Below are 23,427 nucleotides of genomic sequence, written 5' to 3'. Positions count from 1 at the left end.
TTGCCCCGGGGGCACGGTGGCCTCCGGTTCGGGGGCCGGTGGCCTCCGGTCCGCCCTAGTCGCGCACGTCCACCCGCTGCAGCAGCCCCCAGGTGAACTCGGCCGCGCACTCCCGGGGTTCACCGCTCGCGTCCGGCGCACGGAAGGCCAGCCCCCACCGCGTCGGCGCCGTCCCCTCCAGGGGCCGGGCGGGGGCGAAGGCGCGCGCGACCTCGTCGATCGTGCAGGACCACGGCGTCAGGTCGTCGAGCGTACGCAGGCGGGGGGCCGGGGCGCCGGGCGCGCGGACCAGGTACTCGTTCCACACCGCGCCGTTCGGCGCGAGGAGCGCCTCGAAGCGCAGCTCGGGCCAGAGCGGCACCGGCCAGCGCAGTGCCTCGCACTCCAGGTCGCCGATGGTGCGGCGGGCGGTCGTCTCGGGGGCGCCGAGGACGGAGCGGTAGCGGGACGCGGCGCCCCGGGAGCGCGGGGAGCGTGCCATCGCCTGCCAGCGGCGGTTGGCCTCGCGCATATCGGCGACGGAGACGCCCAGGTCATGGCGGGCGCCGTCGACCAGATCGGCGTTGTGGTCGGCCATCCGGCGCAGCAGGACGAGCTGGAAGTCCAGCGCGGTGAAGGGGCCGGGAGCGCGGGAGGAGCTAGCGGGCATGCACCCCATCGTCGCGCACCGCGCGCTCTCCCGGGCGGCGCCCGTCGGGAAGGAACAGCACCGAGTTCACGTACCGCGGATGGCGCGGCGTGAGCACCCGGCGCAGCAGGCCCTGCGCCACGACGTACGAGGTGTCGGACTGGTGCGCCTCCAGGTCGAAGGCGTCCAGCGGCAGCCAGGTGCGGTGCGGCAGGACCCAGCCGCGGTAGCGGTGGTGGCGGGTCAGGAGTTCCACGATGGGGGCGACCGGCTGGATCCGGGCCTCCAGCTCGATGAAGAGCGCGGGGCGGTCGCGGGCGATCAGCTCGTGCGCGCCGCGCAGCACCGGCAGCTCGTTCCCGTCCACGTCGATCTTGACGAAGCCGACGTCGCGCAGGCCGAGCCCGTCCAGCGTCACGCACGGCACGTCCACGGCCGTGTCGTGGATGTCGCGGCGCACCAGCGACGAGACGCCGCGCCGGCCCTGGTCGCCGCGCGGCAGCCAGAGCCGGGCCGTCCCCGGCCGGTCCGTCGCCGCGCCCTGGACCACCCGGACGTTGCCGGGCGTGCTGGCGGCGAGCAGCCGCGCGAGGCGCGGCACCGGTTCCACGGTCACCACGTGCCGGGCGCGCGGGGCGAGCCGGCGCGACCACGGGCCGTACCAGCCGCCGACGTCCACGGCGGTGCCGCAGCCGGGCGGGCAGAGGTCGCCGAGCCGGGCCAGCTCGGGCTCGAAGCGGGGGTAGACGAGCCGGGTCAGGTCGGCGATCAGCCGGTCGGGCACGTAGGGCGCGAGGCGGGCGGCGAGCGTCATGGACGCCCCCTCGACCGCGAGCTGCCGCCCGCCGTCACGGCGACATCCGCTTGAGCAGCTGCTCGTGCTCCTCGTCCGGCACCTGCTCGCCGGAGGAGGGCAGCAGCTGCGGTATGCCGTCGACGACCGGATAGCGGCGGCGCAGCCGCGGGTTGTAGAGCGCCTCCTCCGGTACGAGGGGGTCGGCCGGGGCCAGCAGGTGCAGCGGGCCCTTGTCCAGCGGGCACGCGAGGATCTTCAGGAGCGGGTCGTCGGGATTCATCCGCTGGTCAACTCCTTGGGGGCGGGGGTGGGGTGGGGAGAGGTCCCGTCGTGCTTGGGCATGGCGAGGAGCACGAGGACGGCGAGGACCGTGCCCGCGATCCGCAGGCCCAGCCGCAGCGGTTCGTGCGGCAGCGCCTCGCCGAACGCCAGCGTGCCGAGCACCGCCGTGAACAGCGACGTCACCGTGGTGCACACCGGCACGATCAGCGAGGCCCGGCAGCGCTGCAGCGCCGCCTGCGACATGACCAGGCCGAACGCGCCGGTGAACAGCAGCAGATAGGGGTAGGGCGAGCGCAGCAGGCCGCCGAGCGCGCCGCCGATGTCCTGTGTCGTCAGATAGCTGGAGACGCCCTTGATGGCCAGCGAGCTCACCCCGTACAGCAGGCCCACCGCGACGCCGTACTCGACGCCGGCCGTCGGCATGCGGTGCCGGTGCCGGGCGCGGCGCTCCGCGGCGCCGTACAGCCAGACGCCCGCCGCGAGCGAGGGCAGACAGACGGTGAGGATCAGCGGTACGGGCGCGCTGCGGCTGACCGAGTCGCTGTCCTCGCTGAGCGAGAGGACCACCATGAGCAGCGCGAGGAGGATCGCGCCGACCGCGTACCGCTCGCGGCCCGAGGTCCGCTCGCCGAGCAGGACGGAGGAGAGCAGCAGGAGCAGGACGAGGCCGGAGACGAAGATGCCCTGGGCGGCGGCGATCGGCAGGGTGCGGTACACGGCGAGCTGGGCGCCGAAGCCCGCCGCCAGGGCGAGCGAGCCGCCGATCCACAGCGGGCTGCCGAGGACCTGCCGCAGCAGCCGGGCGGGCCTGCGGACGCTGACCGACGGCATGGCCGTCAACGCCCGCTTCTCCAGGACGAATCCGGTGCTGTAGAGCAGGTTCGCGCAGAGGGCCGCGGCCACGCCCCACCACACGGGCTCAGACCTTCCGGGCGTGCAGCAGGAGGATCGAGGCGGCGCTGGGCACGGCGCAGGCCAGCCGGTCCAGGGCCCGCAAGGGGCGTGGCACGCCGTGGAAGGGGGCGCCGGTCAGTCCGACGACCTCGAAGCCGGAGGCGGCGACGAACGCGCGCAGGGCGCGCGCCGTGTACAGCCGCAGGTGCCCGACGACCTCCTTGCCGGGGCGGCCGTGCACGGCGCGCAGGCTCACCTCGGAGAAGACGGGCTGGACGCCGGCGAGGAGCAGGCCGCGGTTGTACCAGGCGGCCAGGTTGGGGGTGGAGAGCATGAGGTGGCCGCCCGGCGCGAGGACGCGGCGCAGCTCGTCGAGGGCGCTGTCCGGGTCGACGAGGTGCTCGACGACCTCGCTGAACAGGACGGCGTCGGCCGCCCCGTCCGCGAACGGCAGCCCACCGTCGGTGAGTTCGCCCCGCACGACGTAGGGCAGCCGGGCGTGCGCGCGCCGCAGCGCGTCCTGCGACCAGTCCACGCCGACGACCCGGTGCCCGGCGAGCAGCGGCGCCGCGGTGGCCGCGGCCGTGCCGTCGCCGCAGCCGATGTCGAGCACGGTCGCGGTACGGGAGGTGGCGGGGCCGAGGGCGGCGGCGAGGACCCGGGCCTGCCGCAGACTGCGGGCGTCGCCGGAGGCGACGGGGACGGCGGGGTTCTCGTAGAAGTCCCGCAGCCGCACGGGCGGCGCGGCGGTGGTCGTCGTTCCTTCGGTGCGGGCGGTGGCGGTCACTTGGGCCCCCCATGGGTCTCGCGGGGTTCGGTGTGGTCCGTCGGGTGTTCCGTCGCGCGTTCGGTCGCGTGCAGATACTGCTCGAAGAGGTCCCGCAGATGTGCCCCGTCGCCGTGGCTGAGCAGCGTCCTGGACCAGCGCAGGACCAGGTGCAGCCGGCCGGCCGTCGACGCGGTGGTCACGGTGAGGCCGCGGGGCAGCCGGGCCGGGGCGGAGAACCACACGGCATGGGCGCGGCCCGCGTCGCCGAAGTCCAGCGCGTACGGGACACGGCCGATGTTGCTCAGGAGTGTGGTGGACGTCCAGGGCGCGGCGGCCCGGCGCAGGCCCCGGGTGACGGCGGCCCGCAGGGCGACCGGGAGGACCGGCGCGGTCAAGAGGGCGGCGCCGTGGCCGAGTTGGGGGCGGGGGAGCGCCTTGAGGGCGCGGGTGCGCTCGGAGGTGCGGCGCAGGAGCCGGTGGATCGTCTCGGGAGTCCCGTCGGGTTGGTTCAACTCGTCCGCGGCGAAAGGGACTTCGACGAGACGGGTGCCGTTGCCGATCGGCATGGTGGCGTCGCGGGGCCGGTCGTCGACGGGCATGGTGATGCGGAAGGGGCGGGGGCGGGCGCCGTGTTCCCGGTTCCAGTGGGCGATCATCAGCGCGGTGGCGACCATGAGCTGGTCGTTCACGGTGAAGGGCGAGCCCTTGGGGCGGCGCGGTACGGGGAGCTCGGCGACGAGCATGCCGTTGCCGGGGGAGGGTTCGGGAGCCCCCCGGGCGACGCGCGCGGGCGGCGCCCACCCCGAGGCGACGTCGGCGGCCGGCGCGGGCGCGGCGGTCTGCCCCCCGGCGGCCCCCCGGGACGGCGGAGCGGCGGGCGAGTTGTCCCGCCCCCCGTAGAGCTCGGCAGCGGTGGCGAGAACCCGAAGACAGGCGGGCCCGTCGAGAGCGGTGTGATTGATGGTGAGCAGGAGAACGCACCCGGGGTCGGAGTCGGCGCCCCGTGCGGGCGCGTCGGCGCCGGACTCCGTGTGCGCGGCCGCCTCACCGGCCGCCCCGCCGGCCGACGCGTGCCCGGACGCCGGAACCCGCCCCTCCCCGCCCTCGCGCGGTCCGTGCTCCCGTATCACCTCAAGGCGTATCGGCGGGGACGCCGTCAGCGGCGGCGCCTCGGACAGCGCCCGTTCGCGGGCCCGTCGGAGGGCGTCCGGGCCCGGCGGCGGGAACGTCACCACCTCCGTGTCGGGGGACTCCGTCAGCTCCCACTCGTAGCGGCGGCGGTACCAGGGGCCCCGCGCCTCCCTCATCAGGATGCGCGGATGGCGGCGCAGGGCCTCGGTGAACGCGGCCCGCAGGCGGTCCGGGTCCGGGGTGCCCGGCAGGTGCACCTCGATGTGGACGGTCTCCGGCTCCTCCTCCTGGAGGCAGTGCCGGGAGACCTCGTCGACGACGGGGAACGGCACGCGGGCGGGCGGTCGCCCGGGGCCGTCCGCGCGTCGTGCCGGGTGTTCCAGTGCGGTCATCGCTGGGTGCCTTCTCCTGTCGTGGTGGGACGCCTGCGCCGGGCGAAGCGCGCCGTTCTGCGGCCCGGCGGCGCCGGGTCCGGCTGGGCCGAGGCGGGACCCCGGGCCGAGACGGTCGGGCCCGCGTCACGGCGCGGCGCGTCCGGCGACACCTCCGGCGGGACCCCGGGTCCGCCCCGCGTGCGGCGCGGCAGCGGAGGCGTCGCGAAGTCGTGACCGGGGCCGGGCCCGGGGCCGGGGTCCGGCGTGTGCGGCGGCGGATACGGCGGGCCGAACTCCAGCGTGTCGCCGGCCCGCGGCCGCCTCTCCCGTACGGTCACCGTCACCAGCGCGGCGAACAGCGCGACGAGGGCGAGGAGTTGGGCCGCGCCCCCGAATGCCCCCTCGTCCGCGGCGACCGCCTCGCCCGCACCCGTCGCCGCCGCGATCCCCGCCCCCGCCATCGCCAGGAACGCGATCGGCACCAGGAGCGCGTGCCGCCACCACGCGAGCAGCGCGAGCGCCGGGACCAGCAGGGCGAGGGGCCCCGCGATCACCACCGCGACCAGCGTGAGCACCACCGTGCCGAGGATCGCACCGGGCGCGGGCGGGGCCGGTGGCGGCGCGTCGTCGTCCGTGTCGCGGCGCCACAGCACGACCATGGCGACCAGGGCCAGCAGGGCGACGACGGCCAGTATCAGACCGATCTCGTAGATCCGCGACGGCTCGTAGCTCAGCTCGACCGTGCCGCCCGCGCCCTTCGGCACCAGCCAGCCCTGCTGCCAGCCGTCGAGCCGCACCGAGGTCAGCTCCTTGCCGTCCAGGGTCGCCTTCCACCCGTCGTTCACGTTCTCGTACGTGGTGAGGTACGAGGCCGCGCCCGCGCCCACCGACACCTCGCGGCGGTCGCCGAGCCAGTCCTCGACCTTCAGGTCGCGGGAGGGCGTGTCCACCGCGTCCGGCGTGCCGCGCGTCAGCGACGCGTCCGTGACCGCGAGGGGACCCGCGTCACCCGTCTCCACGCTGTGCGCCCCCGCGCCGAGCCGTATCCCGGGGTCCTTCTCGCCCCGCTGGCAGAGCGTGATGTCGATGGGGCGCCGCTCGGTGAGGTCCCGGACCCGGCCCTTGGCGCTCGTCCCGTACAGCTCGCCGTCGACCGACATGACCGGCCCCTGGCCGCAGGGCAGCGAGAAGCGCTCGTCGGCGTCCGGCCGCGGGGTGCGGTACTTGTCGAGGGCGGGGACGTACACCTCGGTGAGGCCCACCGGCAGTTGCAGGTCGGCGTCGGCGAAGGGGTTGTGCACCGTCAGCGGGGCCGTCTCCGTGATGGTGATGTCCATCCGGTCCGTGGTGATCGGCGTGAAGCGCGCGTTGCCGTTCTCGTCCACGCCCGCCGTCGCCGCGCCGTCCGGCGAGCTGATCTCGATCTGCTCGGGGCGGGTGGACAGGCCGCCCGCCGCGGGCAGCACGAGCTCGCCCACCGGCTGCTTGTCCGGCCACTTGAGGTGGATCACCGGCCGGTCGGCGGAGCCGGCGATCCACGCCGTCGTCAGGTCGCCGTCCGTGAGGTTGCGCGGCGAGAGCCCGCTGCCCAGCTGCGCGGTGGAGTCGGCGGTGGCGATGATCTGCTGCTCCTGCTCGGGCGCCACCTTGTAGAGCAGGTCGTCGAGTTCGGCGCCCGGCACGGCCACCGCGCTCGCCTTGAACCGGTAGGCGCCCTCACCCGTCGTCGTGAAGCGCCGGTGCAGTCCCGACTCGACGTTCACCGGTGACAGCGCGCTCGGGTCGGTGGAGCGGTGCATCGAGTAGGTCGTCGACCGGGCGTCCGTGGACTTGTCCGCGTCCGTGGGGAGCTTGAGGAGCCGGGTGACGGTCACGTCCGGGATGCTGATCTCCGAGAAGCCCGCGCCCGTCAGACCGGGCCGCGCCTCCTGGGTGTCCAGAATCGTGATCTTGATCCACTTGGTGGAGCCCGCGTGCGCCTTGATCCGCTGGGCCATGCCGTTGGGCTGCAGATCGCTGGTCCTGCTGCCGTGCTCCGTCTCCACGCGGACCCGGGTGGGCGCGGCCCGCACACCGTTCTGCGGCAGCGGCGTGACGCGGAAGGAGGACGGCACGTCGACCGCGTCGTCGAACTCGGCCTTGATCCACTCCCCGTCCGCCGAACCGGAGCTGCCCTCGGCCCAGGCCGTGGCCGGATTGCCGTCGAAGGCGTTCACCGGGTCGTACTGCGGCAGATGGAAGAACCAGTTGCCGTAGCTGGACGCCGAGACCGACTTGGCGCCGCGCAGCTCCGCCGTCGTCTGGTGCTCGATGCCCTTGGTCGGCAGGATCTGGTGCGGCTTGTCGCCGGGGTCCTGCTGGGCGTCGACCGCGTTCCGCTCGGAACGCGTGTACGTGTACGAGGTGTTGGTGTTGACCAGGCCGAAGCGGGTGTCGGCGCGGCGCAGTCCGTCGCCGACCGCCTGCAGCCCCGGCGTCCCGATGCCCGGGTGGTTGTCGCCGGTCAGGACGGCCGGGCGGTCCCGCATCGAGGGGTCGGCGGAGAGCGGGAGCAGCGACTCGGGGCCGCCGCTGACGACCGCCGTGTTGGCCACCGGCTTCAGGCCCGCCTGGCCGGGCCGCTCGGCGCCCTTGCCGGGCGCGTAGATCTCCACGGCCCGCTGGCGCGGGTAGAGCCCCTCGATCTGGAGCGGGGTGTCCTCGGGGATCGTCCCCTCGGTCATCGTCGGGCCGAGGCCCGTCACGCGGCTGAAGCCGGACTCCTCCAGGGTGCGCTTGACGGTCGCGGAGGGCACGTGGCCGACCTGGTCGGGGTCGAGGTCGTTGCGTACGACGACGTAGTAGAGCCCGGCACGCGTCAAGTAGTCGCGCAGTCCCGGCACTTGGCCGCCGGTCATCAGTGCCTGCTCGACCGCGTCCATCGCACGGCGGTTGCCCGGCGTGCCGAACGGCACGTAGTCGCGCTGCGCCCAGCGCGAGTCGGCGAGCACGTCCAGGGGCTGGTCGATGGGGGAGCCCCAGGTGTAGATGCCGTGCGCGGTCGCGGGGACCACGAGGGCGCGGGAGTCGGGGGAGTACTTCTCCAGCCAGTCGGCCGTCGCCTGCCAGTACGTCGGCAGCTTCTTGAACGAACCGGGCTGCAGGATCGAGCCGTTGAGGTAGGGCCAGGCGAGGCCGGGCAGCACCAGGACCGCCGCGACCAGCGGCGCGTACCGGCGGCCGCGCACCCGGCGGGCGCCGCGCGTCTGGGCGGCCACCCCCACCAGGTGCATCAGGCCGAACACCAGCGCGAGGGCGAGCCCGGTCTGGAACTTGTAGACGTTGCGGAACGGCACGAGCCCGCCGTCGAGCCAGGACCGGACGGTTCCGTGGAAGGGCGCCCCGAACGCCCCGCCGTACCCGGCGAGCGTCACCAGGACGACGGACAGCACGGTCAGCACCAGCCAGCGCCGCTCCGGCAGATCGCGCCGGGCGAGCCCGGCGAGGCCGAGGGCGGCGGCGAGCGCGGAGCAGAGCACGGCCACGACGGACGTCGCCACCGTCCAACCGGCGGGCAGCCAGGCCTCGCCGAAGTGCAGGTACGCGACCCAGTTGCCGGCCCCGCGCAGCGTCTCGGTGGCCGACATGGTGCCCGTCGTGGTGGCCGCGTTCTCCACATAGGGCAGGAAGTTCTCGCCGTAAATGCCGAGCATCAGCAGCGGGACCACCCACCAGGCGGTGGCGAGGACGACCCCCGGCACCCACCAGACGATCAGCTTCCGCTTGCGCGGTCCGTTCGGCCTGGAGAGCAGATACAGGCCGACGGGCAGCAGTGAGGCGAGCGTCGCCGCCGCGTTCACGCCGCCCATGAACGGGATGATCAGCGCCGAGCGGCAGGCGGCCAGGCGCGCGCTGATCCGCCGGTCGGTCAGCGGCAGCAGCACCCACGGGAGCACCGCGCCGGGCAGCGCCGCAGCCGACGTCGACCCGACCACCACGGTGAACGTCGGCCACAGCGCGTACACCACCGCGCCCAGCAGCCTGCTGGGGCGGCTGCCGACGCCGAGCCGTTCGGCCAGGCGCAGCGCGCCCCAGAACGCCGCCGCCACGATCAGCGAGAGCCACAGCCGCTCGGCCAGCCAGACCGGCACGTGCAGCAGTTCGGCCAGGCCGTAGTACGGCAGCATCGGGAAGGCGTAGCCGGCGTACTGGTCCTGGATCCCGCCGAAGCCGCCCCGGTCGTGCCAGAGCTGGCCGAGGTCGGAGAGGAACTGCCAGGGGTCGACGGTGACACCGAGCTTGGTGTCGAACGTCATCCGCCCCGGGTGCACCGCGAGGAACGCCACGAACACCACGGCCCAGAACCCCAGCAACCAGCGCCGCGAACGCGGCCCCCGCGAGGGTTCAGGGGCATCGGTCGTGGGCCGGACGGCCGCCGGGGGTGGGGCCTGGACCGTGGTCATGGACACCGCCTGAGGATGAGGAGGAGGTTCCAGGTCGCGACCTCGCGCACACCCGGCACCTTGGTGATCGCCCCGGCCAGGAACGGCCAGTAGCGGGAGCGCGCGGAGACGACGTCCACGTCGGTGCGCTCCCGCACCTGGCGCAGGGTCGCTCCGACGTGGTGCGCGAAGAGGTTCTCGCCGAGGGTGTGCTTCGCGGGCCTGCCGGTGCGCCGTTCGTAGCGGGCGCGGGCCCGGTCGGCGCCCAGGTAGTGCCAGGGCGCCCACTCGTGGCCGCCCCACGGCGAGAGCCAGTTGGTGAACGAGACGTAGATGAGGCCGCCGGCCCCGGTGACCCGGATCAGCTCGCTCAGGAACGTCTGGGGGTCGTCGACGTGCTCCAGGACGTTCGAGGAGAACGTGACGTCGGCGACGCCGTCCGCCAGCGGCAGCAGATATCCGTCGGCCACCACCGACCCCTCGGGCGGCTTCGCCCCCAACTCGGCCCTGTCCGGCTCGAAGAGGAAGCACTGCGCGCCGCGCCGCCGGAATTCCTCGGTGAAGTAGCCGCCCCCGCCGCCGACGTCGACGACGACCCGTCCGTCGACCGGGCCGTACGCCTCGACCTGGTCGGCGGCGTCCCGGGCGAGGAGCGTGTAGCACCGCTCGGGCTCCTGCTGCTCGCGCAGGAAGGCCCGGAAGAGGGTGGCGGAACGGCGCAGCGACGGATCCTTCACGCAGCCCCCTGGGGCGTCGGGGGCCCAGGTGTCGCCCGGTGTGCGGCGGCCGCCTCGGCGGCCACCGCCTGGAACTGCCGCACCGTGTTGGCCCAGCGGAACCGGGTGGCCCGCTCACCGGCGGCCTTCCCGAGCGATCTGCGGCGCTCGGCGCTGAGCGCCAGCGTGCACCAGGCGGCGGCGAAGGAGCTCTCGCCCCGCGCGAGCAGCCCGGTCACACCGTCCTCGACGGAGTCGCGCACGCCGGGCACGTCGAAGCCGATCGACGGGGTGGAGCGGGTCGCCGCCTCGGTGATGACGAGCCCCCAGCCCTCCACGGCCGAGGGGTGGAGCAGCATCCAGGCCTCGCAGAGCAGCCGGTGCTTCTCCGCCTCGGCGACCCGCCCCCTGAACTCGACGCCGGGGCCCGCGAGTTGTTCGAGCCGTTGCCGCTCGGGGCCGTCGCCCACGATCACGAGCCGGCCGCCCGTGACGGGGCGTACGCGCTCCCAGAGACGCAGCAGCAGATCGATCCGCTTGTACTCGACCAGCCGGCCCATCGCCAGGAAGAGCGGCTCGTCGGAGCGGGCGTGCAGCGGGCCCGGCTCCTCGACGCCGTTGTGCACGATGCGGATGCGCTCCCGCTCCACGCCGATGGCCCGCAGCGCCTGGGCGGTCGACGGCGAGACGGCGACGAGCAGGTTGTGGCGCTGGGCTCCGGCGAGGGCCCAGTGCTCCAGCCGCCGGCCGAGCCGGGCGGCGGGGGCCAGCGCGCCCTGGAAGCGCATCCCCCACAGATCGGTGTGCACGTGGTTGACCAGGCAGAGGGTGGGCCCGCGGTGCCACAACGGGGCCAGGTACGGCATGCCGTTGCAGACCTCGACGAGGAGGTCGCAGTCGCCGATCTGCCGGCTGAACGCCGAGCGCGCGCGCAGGTAGTGGCCCTTGTCGCTGCCCGCGGAGACCACCCGGTAGTCGCGGTAGGCGGCGGGGCCGCCGCACAACAGGGTGACCTGGTGGCCGAGGCCGCCGAGCCCGTCGGCGAGCCGGTCGACGAGGAGTTCGGAACCGCCCGCGGCCGGGTTGCCGAGGTCGCGGTGGGCGAGGAAGACGATCCGGCGCGGGTGTGGGGGAGACGCCGGGAGGTGCTCCGCGCGGCGTGCGGCGGCCGCGCGCAGCGAGGACGGTACGTGCTGGGGCATACGTGCTCCAACTCGTCTCAGGGTGCGGAACTGTGGGGGGTCCGGTCGGTGGAACGGTGCTGCGGGGTCCTGCTGAGTGGTGCCGGAGCGTGCGGGTGGAGCGGTCCGGGCCGCGGAGTCGCAGGGGGTCTCTCGCGGGTGCGGGGTGCCCGGACGGTGCGGGTCGGTGCGCGGATGGTGCGGGACCGTGCCGGCGGTGCGGGGCTGTGCTCGGGCGGTGCGCGGACTGTGCGGGGACGGTGCGCGGGTGGGGTGGACAGTTTTCGCCGACCGGTACCGCGCGGCTACTCACCGAAGTGACAATTTCCGGGCTTTCGGGAGCTGATGCGTCATCACATCGTGCTGGAGTGCAGGGCCGTCGGTGACGTACCAGCATGCGGACTGCCCGGCTCCGCCGATCCGCCCGGCCCTCCGGGACCGTGTGCCCCGTCCCCGCGCCGCCCTCGCACGACGAGTACGATTCCGGCCACCGCGAGCACACCGCCCAGTACGGCGGCGCCGACGGGCAGCGTCTCGCCGACCAGCTCCAGCCTGCCGCTGTCGTCGTCGGCCAGGTTCACCTGCTCCTTCTGCGTGGCCGGGGTGAACGCGATCCGCTCGCTGTCGAGCAGCACCGTCGCGTCCTTGTCCGAACCCGGCGCGCGCAGCGTCTTGCGGGGACCGATCGCGGCGTAGATGATCCGGCCGGTGCGCTGATCCGCGACGAGCTCGATGCCGTGGTTGGCGTAGTACTCGTCCGCGATGACCTGACTCTTCTTCGGCTGACCGACCATGGTCCCCGGCACCTGCCGCGTCCCGGTCCTCGTCGCCTTCACCTTCGCCGTGAAGCGGTACCCCTCGTAGCCCTGGATCTTCTTCGTGCCCCGGTAGGTGAGCGGCACGGTCGCCCCCAGCGTGTTGTCCCACCAGCGGTAGGACCGCTTCTCCACGTCGAAGGGGAACTTCAGGTAGGCCTCGCCCTCGAAGTACGGCTTCTCGCCGCAGCAGTGCACCGGCGCGTTCGTCTTCCGGTCGGTGACCCAGCGCTCCACGGTCCACTGGAGCGAGTCGTGCGGGTCCGCCGCGGGCAGCGACTTGTCCGGATCCACGGAGGTGGACACGTCCCACACCGCGCGCCCGCTGTCCTCGCTGTCCTCGACGTCGCCCCGCACCTGCCGAGTGATGGTGAGGTTCTTGTCGTGGACGGTCTTGATCTTGTCGGTGTCGAAGTAACTGCCCTTGCCCTTGAAGACGGTGATCGTGTCGATGTCGACCGGCGTGCGTTTCGCGCGCGGCTCCACGTACCAGGCGAGCATCGGTGCCAGGACCAGGAGGAACGCGCCGAGCCCGAGGAGGATCAGCGACAGGGGAGAGGCGGTGCGGCGCATGGGGTCACTCCTGGGCTGAGGGCGGGAGAGTGTTACCGAGCCGTATGGGCGGGGAACCGTAGGCGCACCCTTGACGAAGTGTCAATGCATTGCTGAGACTGGGCACTTGCCGGACGGGGCCGGCATCGGCAGGGCGACCGGAGCGGCGCGGTGACGCCGTACGGCCCGGCCGGGGGACCGCGTGACCAGGGTGGGGACGACCTCCGACAGAGAGGCTGACCCTCGCAATGCACCGACTGCTCGCCGCTTCACTCACCGTCGCCGCCGGGGCGCTCCTCGCCGTCGGGGCGGCCCTCGGCATCGTCGCGCTCCTGGACGCCACACCGGACCAGCCCAACACCCCCTTGGTGCATTACGAGGCACCGGCCCAGGGGAGTTGAGCCGGCGTGGCCGCGACCGGCGTCCAGCCCGCCAAGAACGCCGCCCCCGCCATGTCCGCCGACGAGGACCCGGCCCGCCCCTCCGCCCGCTCCGCCTGGCGTGACGTACCGCCGCGCCAGGTGCGGGAGTTCGCCGCGCTGGCCCTGGAGGAGGTGCCCGCCCTCGCCCAGGACATCCTGCGCGAGATCCGCGCCGAGTACCCCGGCCTGCCCGTCGTCCCGGACGACTCCGGCGAGCCCATGGCGCTCATCGGCATCCGCCGCGCCCTGGAGGGCTTCGTCCAGCAGCTCGCCTCCCAGGAGGGGCGGCCGCGCTACCACCCGGAGGTCTTCCAGGAGTTCGGCCGGGGCGAGGGCCTGCACGGCCGCAGCCTCGACTCGCTCCAGGCCATCTACCGCCTCGGCGTACGGCTCGCCTGGCGGCGCCTCGCCGAGATCGGCCAGCAGCTGGAGATCCCACCCCCGGCCATGTACGAACTCGCCGAGTCGGGCTTCGAGTACCTGGACGGCCTCGTCGACCAGTCCGTCCGCGGCTACGCGGAGGCAGCCGCCCGCGAGGCCGGTGAACGGCTGCGTCTGCAACGGAAGTTGATGGAGCTGCTGCTCTCCGAACGGCGCTCCGACGCCGGTGCGGGCCCCTCGCACACCACCGGCACGGGCGCGGGAACGGCCCGCGGCGCCGGTCCCGCCGCCCACGGCAACGGCCTCGGCGAACGCGCCGCCCGCGTCGGCTGGCAACTGCCCGAACGCGTCGCTGTCGGCGTCCTGTTGCGCCCCGCGCGGGAGGCCGTGGCGCCCGCCGTCGGGCAGGGCGTCCTGCTCGACATGGAGGCCGAGCAGCCCCGCATGGTCGTGCCCGACCCCGAGGCGGCGGGCCGGCCCGAGCTGCTGCGCCGCGCGATGACCGGCTGGTCCGGCGCGATCGGCCCGCCGGTGGCGCTGGCCGACGCCGCGAAGTCGCTGCGCTGGGCGGAGGCGGCGGTCGGGCTGATGGAGCGCGGGCTGCTGCCCGCCGGTGAGGTGCTGCACTGCACGGAGCACACCGAGGCGCTGGTGCTGCTGCAGCCCGAGGAACTCATCGAGGACCTGACCCGCCGCTGCCTGGCCCCGCTGGACCACTGCGGCCCCGCCCACGGCCGCCGTCTCGCCGAGACGCTCCTGGCCTGGCTGGAGACGCGCGGCGGCGCCCCGGAGGTGGCGGCGCGGCTCGGCGTCCACCCCCAGACCGTCCGCTACCGCCTCCGCCAGATCAGGGAACTCTGGGGTGACGAGATTGACGACCCGGACCGCCGATTCGAACTGGAACTGGTGCTGCGGGCCCGCCGGTTGAGAGGCCTGCTGGGCCGGGTCTGAGCCCCCCCCCGACGGGCGCGGCCCGCCCCCCGAGGACGACCGGACCTTTCGATTCCGCACACAACTTTCACAGCGTCGACTACCGCTCGCGCCGACGCGGCACCTAGCCTCCATGCCTCATGGACTACTGCCACCCGTGCCGCAGGCACCTCAACGGCGCCCTCGCCTGCCCGGGGTGCGGCACCCCGGCCGAAGCGTGCCGGGAGGATGCGCGGTCCGTCGCGGTGTCGCCGGAGGAGCCGGACGGGGGCGACGAGGGGTACGAGGAGTCGTCCCCGCGCACGCGCGGCCGCCGCAGGGAGCGCAGCCGCAGGGCACACCGGCGCAGGCGCCGCAAGGTCCTCTTCATCGCCGCGGGCCTGGCGCTCGCGGCGGGCGGTCTGAGCCTCGCCGAGCTGGGCACGGAGGGCGCGTCGGAGGATCCGGCGGCGTCGTCCGCGCCGGGCGGCGGGGCGGCGGAGGCCTCGCCTTCGGAGTCCACGAGCCCCGCCGCCGGCGCCGTGGGCGGCGCGACGGCACAGGACGCGTCGGCGCTGACGCCCGACCCGTCGGGCACGGAGGCGGAGAAGGCCGAGAAGAAACGGAAGGACCGGGAGGCGGAGAAGACGAAGGGCGAGAAGCCCCACGAGGCCACGGACGCCCCGGAGAACACCGCACACGCCCCGAACCCGGGCACGTCCCCCACCGAGCCCCCACCCGCCCCCTCAACACCCCCCACCCAAACATCCCGCCCCACCCCACCCCAGAACCCCACCCCCACCCCCACAAAACCCTGCGACCGCTTCCTCTGGTGGTGCACGTAACCCCCAAGCCCCCGCCCCCCAGGGGCGCGAGGAACGGCGCGAGCAACCACAAACAACCTGCAGAAGACCCGAGGGCCCCACCCCCCAGAGGGGCGCGGGGAACGGCGCGAGCAACCCCAACCCACCCGCAGAAGACCCAAGGGGCCCACCCCTCAGGGGCGCGGGGAACGGCGCGAGCAACCCCAACCCACCCGCAGAAGACCCAAGGGGCCCACCCCCCAGGGGCGCGGGGAACGGCGCGAGCAACCCCAACCCACCCGCAGAAGACCCGCTCAACCAGCGGAGCGCCCGAGCATTCTGCGCAGCAAACCCCGCAACACCACCCGCTCCTCACGCGACAACTCCGCCAGCGGCTCCCGCGCGAAGTCCAGCGCCTCCCGCAGGCTGCGGGCGACGGCCACCCCCTCATCCGTCGGCGCCGCCAGCTTCACGCGCCGGTCGCCCGCGTCGGGCCGTCGCTCGACGAGGCCGCGCGCCTCGAGCCGGTCCACGATCCCCGTGATGTTCGACGGCTCACACTTCAATTTCTGCGCGATGCGACGCATGGGCATGGGTTCGAGGGAGAGCAGACCCAGTACGCGTGCCTGCGCCCCGGTCAGCGCGTGCCCGGCGGCAGCCTCCTCGTACTCCTCGTGGTAGCGCGCCACGACCGAGCCGATCAGCTCGACGACTTCGAGCGTCAGCGGGTCGGGGCTGGGGGTGCGGGCACGGGAGCTGCGGGTGGCCATGCCGACCAGGCTACCCGGTTACTTGACATCATGAAATATTCAGGAGCATGGTTGTTTCACAACCTGAAACATCTCCGTACGCATACGCAGCAGGCAGTAGGAGGACACCCCTCATGTCCGTCACCCCCGAACAGCTTCCCTCGGTCAGCCGTGAGTGGCACCTCGTGCGCCGCCCCCAGGGCTGGCCCGTCCCGGAGGACTTCGCGCTGCGCGAGGCCCCCGTGGAGGCCCCGGCCGAGGGCCGCGTCCTGGTCCGCAACCTGCACTTCTCCGTGGACCCGTACATGCGGGGCCGGATGAACGACGTGAAGTCGTACGTCCCGCCGTTCCAGCTCGACCGCCCCATGGAGGGCGGCGCGGTCGGCGAGGTCGTCGCCTCCAACGCCGAGGGCTTCGCGGTGGGCGACCACGTCCTGCACTTCGCGGGCTGGCGCGAGTACGCCTCCGTCCCCGCCCAGCACGCCACCAAGGTCGACCCGCAGGCCGCGCCGCTCTCCGCCTACCTCGGCGTGCTCGGCATGACGGGCCTGACGGCGTACGCCGGACTCCTGGAGGTCGCCTCCTTCAAGGAGGGCGACGCGGTCTTCGTCTCCGGCGCGGCCGGCGCCGTGGGCGGTCAGGTCGGCCAGATCGCCAAGCTGAAGGGCGCCTCGCGCGTCGTCGGCTCGGCCGGCTCCGACGAGAAGGTCAAGCTCCTGGTCGAGGAGTACGGCTTCGACGCGGCCTTCAACTACAAGGACCCCGAGCCGGTCGTCGAGCAGCTCAAGAAGGCCGCCCCCGACGGGATCGACGTGTACTTCGACAACGTCGGCGGCGAGCACCTGGAAGCCGCCATCAGCCGGATGAACGTGCACGGCCGCGCCACCATCTGCGGCATGATCGCCGGCTACAACGACACCGAGCCGACGCCGGGCCCGCGCAACATGGCCATGATCATCGGCAAGCGGCTGCGCCTGCAGGGCATGCTCGTGCAGGACCACAGCGACCTCCAGCCGCAGTTCGTGCGCGAGGTGGGCGGCTGGATCCGCTCCGGCGAGCTCAAGTACCGCGAGACGGTCGTCGAGGGCGTCGAGAACGGCGTGGACGCCTTCCTCGGCATGCTCCGCGGCGAGAACACCGGGAAGATGATCGTCTCCCTCGGGTGACTTCCGGTATCCGATAACCTGATTCCACAAGCCGTGGTTGTGGGCGCGCACCACGTCATATCTCAGGAGGAACAGACCCTTATGTCCATCCAGAAGATCGACGTCAAGTACACCGCCGTCGCCACCGCCGAGAACGGCCGTGACGGCCGTGTGGCCAGCGACGACGGCAAGCTCGACGTCGTCGTGAACCCGCCGAAGGAGATGGGCGGCAGCGGCGCGGGCACCAACCCCGAGCAGCTCTTCGCGGCCGGCTACAGCGCCTGCTTCCAGGGCGCCCTCGGCGTGGTCGCCCGCAAGGAGAACGCCGACATCTCCGGCTCGACGGTGACCGCCAAGGTCGGCATCGGCCAGAACGAGTCCGGCGGCTTCGGCCTGGAGGTCGCCATCACCGCCTCCATCCCGAACGTGGACGTGGCCACCGCGCAGTCCCTGATCGAGAAGGCGCACCAGGTGTGCCCCTACTCGAACGCCACGCGCGGCAACATCAAGGTCGAGCTCGCGGTCGCCTGACCCCGCTCGCCGTACGACGGAGGGCCGCACCCCGAAGCCCGGGGTGCGGCCCTCCGTCGTGACCGCGCCCGCCGGCTCAGCCCGTCGCGAGCGCCGCCGCGTGCACCGCCCGGGCCAGCCGCTCGTTCTCCGGCGCGGCGCCACCGGGGAACACGTACCGCCGCCGCGTGTACCCGTAGGCCAGAGCGCTGCGCGGGTCCGCGAACGCCTGCGAGCCGCCCACGCCGCTGTGCCCGATGGAACCCGCCCCGAGGAACGGGTACACCGCTTCGGACGTCGCCTGGAAGCCGACCGCGTAGGCCCTGTGGGCCCGCAGGACCAGGTCGAAGCCGGCCGACTGGACCTGACCGCACTCCGCGACCGTGTCCGCCGTCAGAAGCGCCGCGCGCCCCTCGACGCCGGTGACCGCCGCCGCGTACATCCCGGCGAGACCGCGCGCGGAGCCCACCCCGCCGACCGACGCCGGGCCGCCGGCGCGCACCGCGCGGGAGTTGGGCAGGGACTGGAGGTCGGTGGGGTGCGCGGCGTTGCGGTTGAAGGCGATGGCGTTCAGGCTCTGCGGCCCCGTCTCCTCGGACGCCAGGATCTCCTGCTGCTCGGGCGTCGGATCCATCGGCAGCACGGAGCGGAAACGGCCCTCGTGCTCCTCGGGCAGGCCGAGGTGGAGGTCGAGGCCGTACGGGGCGCGAACCCGCTCCTCGTAGAGCTCCTGGAGGGTCCGCCCGGTGGCGCGGAGGACCACCTCGCCGCTGAGCGCCCCGACGGACAGGGCGTGGTAGCCGAAGGCGGTGCCGGGCCGCCAGTACGGGCGCTGGGCCGCGAGGCGCCCGGCGATCACCCGGTCGTCGGCGAGCTCGTCGGCGGAGAATCCGGAGTCGGCGCCCACCACGCCCGCCCGGTGCGCGAGCAGCTCGCGCAGGGTCACGCCGCCCTTGCCGTGGGCGGCGAACTCCGGCCAGTAGTGGGCGACCGCGCGGTCCAGGTCGAGCGTGCCGTCCTGGACGAGCAGGGCGACGACGAGGTGCGCCGCGCCCTTGGTGGAGGAGTACACCCCGTACAGCGTGTCGCCGTCGGTGTCCGGCCCCACCCACAGGTCGACGACCTTGCGCCCCGCGACGTACGCGGCCAGCTGGCCCGCGTAGCGCGGCTCCTCTCCGGCGAGGACGGCGGTGAACTCCTCGCGCACGGCCTCGTATCCGTCGGCGACGGTGCCCTGCACACGCGTTTCACGGGTCATGCGGAACGGCCTCCGGTACGCGTCGGAACGATCGTCGACATGATCAACCCACCCACCCCGCGAGGTATTTCCGCCCGTATCGGCGGACTCCGTGCCCCGGCTGTGACAGGACTGTCGCCCGCTCCGCGCAGACCCCCGCCCACCTGCGGCTAAGGTGTGCCGCATGCGCGATCTGGGTGTGGGCTTCGGCTACTTGGTGAAGGGGCAGCGCTGGGTCACCCAGCACGGCAGGCAGTACGGGTGGGGGCTGCTGCCCGGCCTCATCACCCTACTCCTCTACGCGGCCGCGCTGGTCGCGCTCGCCCTGTGGGGCGCCGACCTCGTGGGCTGGGCCACGCCCTTCGCCGACGACTGGTCCTCGCCCTGGTCCGGCCTCTTCCGCGGCTTCCTGACCGCCCTGCTCTTCGCCCTCGCGCTGCTGCTCTCCGTCCTCACCTTCACCGCGATGACGCTCCTGATCGGCCAGCCCTTCTACGAGTCGCTGTCGGAGAAGGTCGACATCGCCGTCTCGGGCCACGCCCCCGAGTCGGGGCTGCCGCTCTGGCGCGACCTGTGGGTCTCCGCGCGGGACAGCCTGCGCGTCGTGGTGCGGGCGGCGCTGTGGGGCGTGCTGCTCTTCGCGCTCGGTTTCGTCCCGGTCGCCGGCCAGACGGTGGTCCCGGTGATCGGCTTCTGTGTGACCGGGTTCTTCCTGACCGAGGAGCTCACGGCGGTCGCGCTGCAGCGCCGCGGCGTCGAACTGCGCGAGCGGCTGCGGATGCTGCGCGCCCGCAAGACGCTCGCCTGGGGGTTCGGGGCGCCGCTCGCCGTCGCCTTCCTGGTGCCGTTCGTCGCGGTGTTCCTGATGCCGGGCGCGGTCGCGGGCGCGACGCTGATGGCACGGGACCTGCTCGGCGAGAACGACGGGGACGGCGACGGCGGCGGCGCACCCGTGCGTCAGGACGACGACGCGGCCACCCGCAGGATCTCCCGCACCTGAGCGACGATGTCGAGCCGGTTGCGTACGAACTCGGGGTCGGTGACCTCACCCGTCGCCGGGTCGGTGTTGCCCGCGCCGAACTGCAGGACGGGCGTGTGCACATGGCCGCCCGGCAGCCGGTCGTGCAGCCCGAGCCGGTCGCGCAGCAGCGTCGCGCGGTAGGCGATCTCGTTCGACAGGTAGTTCCCGCCGCCGCCCTCGCGCGCCGTCGACCCCTCGGTGGGCCCCTCGGGCCGCACCACGGGCTCGGTGCCGCCCGCCGGGACCTCGGTCACCGACGTGTTGTCGTACACCGGGAAGCGCCCGGTCGCCGACGCCGTGATCGCCTTGTACGGGAGGGTCGTCGACGTCCACTGGGGCTGCGTGGCGGGATCGGTGACCGGGACGGTCTCGGTGCGCGACAGGTTGTCGTTGTCCGGGAAGCCGCCGCGCCAGGCGCCGTTGGTCCGCTCGACGTCGAACTTGCCGACGCGGCCCTGGCTGATGGTGGTGAAGAGGTCGACGTGCGGGAGATGGGGCCGCAACGCCCGCTCGACGGCGCCGTCGGCGAAGTCCTGCCAGCGCACGGGGAAGGTCATCGCCTCGATCCGGGCGGGCCCGTCGGCGGTCCGGATCGTGGTGCCGTCCAGGGCGAGCGCGGTGGCGCCCGAGGGGTTGCTGATGCGGACGTCCCGGTCGAGGGTGAAGGGGTCGAAGCCGGTGACGAGGATGCGCGTGACGCGCTTGTGGCGCTTACCGTCCCCGTCGCCCTTCCCGGCACGGTACGAGACGGTGTCCTGCCCCCGCGACGACCGCTCCAACTCGCCCATGATCGCGGCGCGTTGACGCTCACTGAGCTGGAAGCGGGCGGGCTCCCAGCCGCGTATCTCCCGCGTCATCCCGAGCCGGGCCCAGTACAACGGCCGGTCGTCGTCCCGGCTGAGCGCGTCCGGCCCCCCGGCGGGCCCGCGCCCCTGCGCCCGGTCGACGGCACGCCGCCACAGCGCCTTGCCCTCCCGCGCCACGAGCCGCCGCGCCTGGTCGTAGGAGCGCGCGGCACCGAGCGCACGCTCCAACTCGGGCACCACGGAGTCGAACCCGCTGCGCCGCAGGATCTCCCGCGGAGCGGCACGGTCGAGGCGGGCCTCTTCGGTGGTGGGGCCGGTGCGGCCGGTGGCGGGGGAGACGGCGGAGGCGGACGCCGGAACCCCGACGCCGGCGAGAAGTGCGAGCCCCAGGCCGAGGGCACCAATTCGTGTTCGAGAAAGCACGCGAGTCCTTCCGTGACGGATGAGGTGGCGGAAGTATCGCGGCAGGGGTGGCGGTGGCGCCATGGGGGGTGGGGGGCGGCTGGTCTTGGGCGGCGAGGTGCGGTGGCACGCGGTGCGGTGGGCTGAGCGCCGAGGCACGCAGGGGCGCGGGACAGCGCTGCCGCAGATGTACACGTACGGGGGCCTGGCAGGGGCGCGGGGAACTGCGCGAGCAACCAAAGTGGAGCCGCAGATGTACACGTAGGGGAGGCCCGGGATGGGCGCGGGGAACTGTGCGAGCAACCACAGCGGAGCCGCAGATGGATACGTACGGGGAGGCCCGGGATGGGCGCGGGGAACTGCGCGAACAACCTCAGCGGAGCCGCAGACATCACCCACGGGGAAGCCCCGCAGGGCCCGCGGGGAACTGCGCGAGGCGGGCCGGACAGCGAGCGCGCGGGCCCGCCCGCGTAAACCGGTTGCCGCCCACGCCCCGCCGACGGGACGCTCGAGCCATGAACCTGCCCCCAGCCGCACCCGCGGCCCCGCTGCCCGCCACCCGCGCCGCCCACCCGGCGCAGTCGCAGCAGCCCGGCCGACTGTGGAGGCCGCTTCCCGCGCACGCGTGAGCGCGGTCCTGGTCGCGGGGCTCCTCGCCGGGTACGGCATCGCCATGCCGGTCGGAGCCGTCGGGACCTACCTCGTCGCCCTGACCGCGCGCACGACCCCGCGGACCGGCGCCTGCGCCGCCCTCGGCGTCGCGACCGCCGACGGCGTCTACGCCCTGCTGGCCGCGGCCGGCGGCGCCCCGCTCACCCGCCTCCTCGAACCGGCCACGACCCCGCTCCGCCGGGCCTCGGTCCTGGTGCTCGTGGTCCTCGCGGCGTGGGGCGCGGTGACGGCGGTCCGCCGCTACCGCGCACACGACGACGTCGCCGCCGGGACCTGCACGCCCCTCGGCTCCGCCTGCGCGTACGGCGCCCTGCTCGGTCTGACGCTCCTGAACCCCGCCACCGTCGTCTACTTCGCCGCGCTGGTCCTCGGCAGCCCGGCGACCGCCTCGCTGACGCACCTGGAACAGGCCGCGTTCGCGCTGGCCGCCTTCGCGGCGTCGGCGAGCTGGCAGCTGCTGCTCGCGGGCGGCGGTGCGCTGCTCGGCCGCGCGCTGACCGGCCGCAGGGGCCGCCTGCTCACGGCGCTCACGTCGAGCGTCCTGATCGCGGGGCTGGCGGTGCATCTGCTGGTGAGCTGACGCGGTGAGGACGGGGTGCGGTGACGGAACCGGCCGCCGTCGTCGGTGAGTCGACGGGGTGGACGGAGGTGACAGAGTGAACGGAGCGGACGCAGCGGGCGGCACCTGCGGCCGGCTATGCGGCGGCATTCGCTCCGGCATCCGCTCCAGCAGCCGCGCGGTGACGTGGCGCGTTGCGGGCGGCCGACGTCGGGCCACCCACTCCGGCAGCCGCCCGTCGCGGGTGACCGGCTACCGAACCGGCACCCGTCCGTCAGCCGCCCGTCAGCCGTCCGTCAGCCGCGCGACGACGCGGCGCGCGATGCGGGCCATTACCGGGTTCGTCCGCCGGTAGTACGACAGTTCCACGAGGGCGATCGTCAGGGCCCAGCCCCGCCCCCGCGCCCACGTCGCGTCGTCCGCGGCCGGGCCGAGCGCGGCGCGGAAGGCCTCCCGGGCCTCGGCGTCCATCAGGTACCACGCGGAGATGAGGTCGACGGCCGGATCGCCCGTACCCATGCACCCGAAGTCGATGACCGCGCCGAGCCGGCCGCCGTCGACGAGGACGTTGCCCGGCTGCAGATCGCCGTGCATCCACACGGGCGGACCCGGCCACGCCGGGGCGTCGAGCGCGGCCTCCCACACGCCCGCCGCGGCGGGCCCGTCCACGGCGTCGCCCAGCGCGGCGAGCACCGCGCGCGTCTCGTCGTCGCGCTCCGCCAGCGGCCCGCCCCGATAGGCCGCCGGCGCCCCGCCCGGGTCCACCTCGCGCAGGGCGGTCACGAACTCCGCGACGTCCTTGCCGAACAACGCTGGCTCGGCGAGCTCCCGGTCCGGATCGGGCGTCGCGCCCTCCAACCACCGGAAGACGGACCACGGGTACGGGTACCCCTCGCCCGGCCGCCCCTTCCCCAGCGGTACGGGAATCGCGACGGGCAACGCGGGCCCCAGCCGGGGCAGCCAGGCGTGTTCCCGCTCCACGTCCCGCGCCGCACCCGCGATCCGCGGCAGCCGCACCACCATGTCCGCACCCAGCCGGTACATGGCGTTGGACGTCCCCGCGGAGTCCACGCGCGCCACGTCGAGCCCGCCCCACGCCGGGAACTGCGCCCCGACCAGCCGCCGCACCAGCCCCTCGTCGATGCCGGCCTCGTCGGCGTGCATCTTCACCACGGCACTCATGGCTCCCCCTCGTCCGTCCGGTGATCATCCGGCTCCGGCTCCGAATGGAACCGTCGACGGAGGGCGTCGG

At 74.1% G+C, this 23,427-nt stretch carries 21 protein-coding genes; 7 read left to right on the top strand and 14 right to left on the bottom strand.

What is annotated here, in order from left to right; genetic code table 11:
* Nucleotides 1-55 precede the first annotated feature (55 nt).
* The 10 genes from ACZ6B8_RS01425 to pgfA all read right to left on the bottom strand — a co-directional run bounded on the left by ACZ6B8_RS01425 (nucleotide 56) and on the right by pgfA (nucleotide 12,580).
* Nucleotides 56-658, bottom strand: coding sequence for a hypothetical protein (locus tag ACZ6B8_RS01425; RefSeq protein WP_471605935.1), 603 nt, complete (start codon nucleotides 656-658; stop codon nucleotides 56-58).
* A complete protein-coding gene (locus tag ACZ6B8_RS01420) occupies nucleotides 639-1,442 on the bottom strand; it encodes an FkbM family methyltransferase (protein WP_471605934.1) in 804 nt (267 codons plus the stop codon). The genes ACZ6B8_RS01425 and ACZ6B8_RS01420 overlap by 20 nt, the downstream gene beginning before the upstream one ends.
* 34 nt (nucleotides 1,443-1,476) lie before the next feature.
* Nucleotides 1,477-1,704, bottom strand: coding sequence for a Trm112 family protein (locus tag ACZ6B8_RS01415; protein ID WP_471074476.1), 228 nt, complete (start codon nucleotides 1,702-1,704; stop codon nucleotides 1,477-1,479).
* Nucleotides 1,701-2,609, bottom strand: a complete 909-nt coding sequence (locus ACZ6B8_RS01410) for a DMT family protein (protein ID WP_471076414.1) — start codon at nucleotides 2,607-2,609, stop codon at nucleotides 1,701-1,703. Before ACZ6B8_RS01410 ends, ACZ6B8_RS01415 begins: the two co-directional genes overlap by 4 nt.
* 16 nt (nucleotides 2,610-2,625) lie before the next feature.
* On the bottom strand, nucleotides 2,626-3,387 hold the full coding sequence (locus ACZ6B8_RS01405; RefSeq protein ID WP_471074479.1) for a class I SAM-dependent methyltransferase: 762 nt from the start codon (nucleotides 3,385-3,387) through the stop codon (nucleotides 2,626-2,628).
* Complete coding sequence (locus tag ACZ6B8_RS01400) at nucleotides 3,384-4,892, bottom strand: condensation protein (RefSeq protein ID WP_471605933.1); 1,509 nt, start codon at nucleotides 4,890-4,892, stop codon at nucleotides 3,384-3,386. The genes ACZ6B8_RS01405 and ACZ6B8_RS01400 overlap by 4 nt, the downstream gene beginning before the upstream one ends.
* Complete coding sequence (locus tag ACZ6B8_RS01395; protein WP_471606438.1) at nucleotides 4,889-9,316, bottom strand: alpha-(1->3)-arabinofuranosyltransferase; 4,428 nt, start codon at nucleotides 9,314-9,316, stop codon at nucleotides 4,889-4,891. Before ACZ6B8_RS01395 ends, ACZ6B8_RS01400 begins: the two co-directional genes overlap by 4 nt.
* Nucleotides 9,313-10,032, bottom strand: coding sequence for a class I SAM-dependent methyltransferase (locus ACZ6B8_RS01390; protein WP_471074485.1), 720 nt, complete (start codon nucleotides 10,030-10,032; stop codon nucleotides 9,313-9,315). Before ACZ6B8_RS01390 ends, ACZ6B8_RS01395 begins: the two co-directional genes overlap by 4 nt.
* Nucleotides 10,029-11,213: a glycosyltransferase family 4 protein gene (locus ACZ6B8_RS01385; protein WP_471605932.1), complete on the bottom strand. Its 1,185-nt coding sequence runs from the start codon at nucleotides 11,211-11,213 to the stop codon at nucleotides 10,029-10,031. The genes ACZ6B8_RS01390 and ACZ6B8_RS01385 overlap by 4 nt, the downstream gene beginning before the upstream one ends.
* Before the next feature lie 332 nt (nucleotides 11,214-11,545).
* Entirely contained in the window at nucleotides 11,546-12,580 is a 1,035-nt protein-coding gene (pgfA, locus tag ACZ6B8_RS01380) for a cell envelope lipid trafficking protein PgfA (RefSeq protein ID WP_471605931.1), read from the bottom strand.
* A 227-nt stretch (nucleotides 12,581-12,807) separates the two neighbouring features.
* On the opposite strand from pgfA, the gene ACZ6B8_RS01375 reads away from it, so the two are divergent.
* The 3 genes from ACZ6B8_RS01375 to ACZ6B8_RS01365 all read left to right on the top strand — a co-directional run bounded on the left by ACZ6B8_RS01375 (nucleotide 12,808) and on the right by ACZ6B8_RS01365 (nucleotide 15,116).
* Nucleotides 12,808-12,960 carry a hypothetical protein gene (locus tag ACZ6B8_RS01375; protein WP_471605930.1) on the top strand — a complete coding sequence of 51 codons (153 nt, stop codon included), beginning with the start codon at nucleotides 12,808-12,810 and terminating at the stop codon, nucleotides 12,958-12,960.
* Between the two features lie 51 nt (nucleotides 12,961-13,011).
* Nucleotides 13,012-14,313 (top strand): PucR-like N-terminal domain-containing protein, encoded by a 1,302-nt coding sequence (locus ACZ6B8_RS01370; protein ID WP_471606437.1) that lies wholly within the window; start codon nucleotides 13,012-13,014, stop codon nucleotides 14,311-14,313.
* Between the two features lie 119 nt (nucleotides 14,314-14,432).
* Entirely contained in the window at nucleotides 14,433-15,116 is a 684-nt protein-coding gene (locus ACZ6B8_RS01365) for an SCO2400 family protein (RefSeq protein WP_471605929.1), read from the top strand.
* Between the two features lie 272 nt (nucleotides 15,117-15,388).
* Here ACZ6B8_RS01365 and ACZ6B8_RS01360 read toward each other — a convergent pair whose 3' ends face one another.
* Nucleotides 15,389-15,844, bottom strand: coding sequence for a MarR family winged helix-turn-helix transcriptional regulator (locus ACZ6B8_RS01360; protein WP_471605928.1), 456 nt, complete (start codon nucleotides 15,842-15,844; stop codon nucleotides 15,389-15,391).
* Nucleotides 15,845-15,957: 113 nt separating this feature from the next.
* Between ACZ6B8_RS01360 and ACZ6B8_RS01355 the strand changes: the two genes are divergently transcribed.
* The gene (locus tag ACZ6B8_RS01355; protein WP_471074503.1) at nucleotides 15,958-16,989 is read left to right on the top strand and encodes an NADP-dependent oxidoreductase; all 1,032 of its coding nucleotides are present in this window, start codon (nucleotides 15,958-15,960) and stop codon (nucleotides 16,987-16,989) included.
* An 81-nt stretch (nucleotides 16,990-17,070) separates the two neighbouring features.
* Nucleotides 17,071-17,499 carry an organic hydroperoxide resistance protein gene (locus ACZ6B8_RS01350; RefSeq protein ID WP_471605927.1) on the top strand — a complete coding sequence of 143 codons (429 nt, stop codon included), beginning with the start codon at nucleotides 17,071-17,073 and terminating at the stop codon, nucleotides 17,497-17,499.
* Between the two features lie 76 nt (nucleotides 17,500-17,575).
* Here the strand turns inward: ACZ6B8_RS01350 and ACZ6B8_RS01345 are convergent, their stop codons facing one another.
* Nucleotides 17,576-18,736 carry a serine hydrolase domain-containing protein gene (locus ACZ6B8_RS01345; protein WP_471605926.1) on the bottom strand — a complete coding sequence of 387 codons (1,161 nt, stop codon included), beginning with the start codon at nucleotides 18,734-18,736 and terminating at the stop codon, nucleotides 17,576-17,578.
* 163 nt (nucleotides 18,737-18,899) lie between these two features.
* Here ACZ6B8_RS01345 and ACZ6B8_RS01340 point away from each other — a divergent pair, with 163 nt between their 5' ends.
* Nucleotides 18,900-19,715, top strand: coding sequence for an EI24 domain-containing protein (locus ACZ6B8_RS01340; RefSeq protein WP_471074510.1), 816 nt, complete (start codon nucleotides 18,900-18,902; stop codon nucleotides 19,713-19,715).
* Here ACZ6B8_RS01340 and ACZ6B8_RS01335 read toward each other — a convergent pair.
* Nucleotides 19,673-20,965, bottom strand: coding sequence for a pyroglutamyl-peptidase I (locus ACZ6B8_RS01335; protein WP_471605925.1), 1,293 nt, complete (start codon nucleotides 20,963-20,965; stop codon nucleotides 19,673-19,675). The two genes, ACZ6B8_RS01340 and ACZ6B8_RS01335, sit on opposite strands and share 43 nt — an antisense overlap.
* A gap of 604 nt (nucleotides 20,966-21,569) precedes the next feature.
* Between ACZ6B8_RS01335 and ACZ6B8_RS01330 the strand changes: the two genes are divergently transcribed.
* On the top strand, nucleotides 21,570-22,196 hold the full coding sequence (locus ACZ6B8_RS01330; RefSeq protein WP_471605924.1) for a LysE family transporter: 627 nt from the start codon (nucleotides 21,570-21,572) through the stop codon (nucleotides 22,194-22,196).
* A 264-nt stretch (nucleotides 22,197-22,460) separates the two neighbouring features.
* On the opposite strand, the gene ACZ6B8_RS01325 is transcribed toward ACZ6B8_RS01330, so the two are convergent.
* Nucleotides 22,461-23,357 (bottom strand): aminoglycoside phosphotransferase family protein, encoded by an 897-nt coding sequence (locus tag ACZ6B8_RS01325; protein WP_471605923.1) that lies wholly within the window; start codon nucleotides 23,355-23,357, stop codon nucleotides 22,461-22,463.
* Nucleotides 23,358-23,427: the final 70 nt, after the last annotated feature.

Source organism: Streptomyces sp. NPDC041122 (assembly GCF_055592445.1).
Note: the sequence above shows the minus strand (reverse complement) of the source record. Positions and strands in the feature narration are given on the sequence as shown.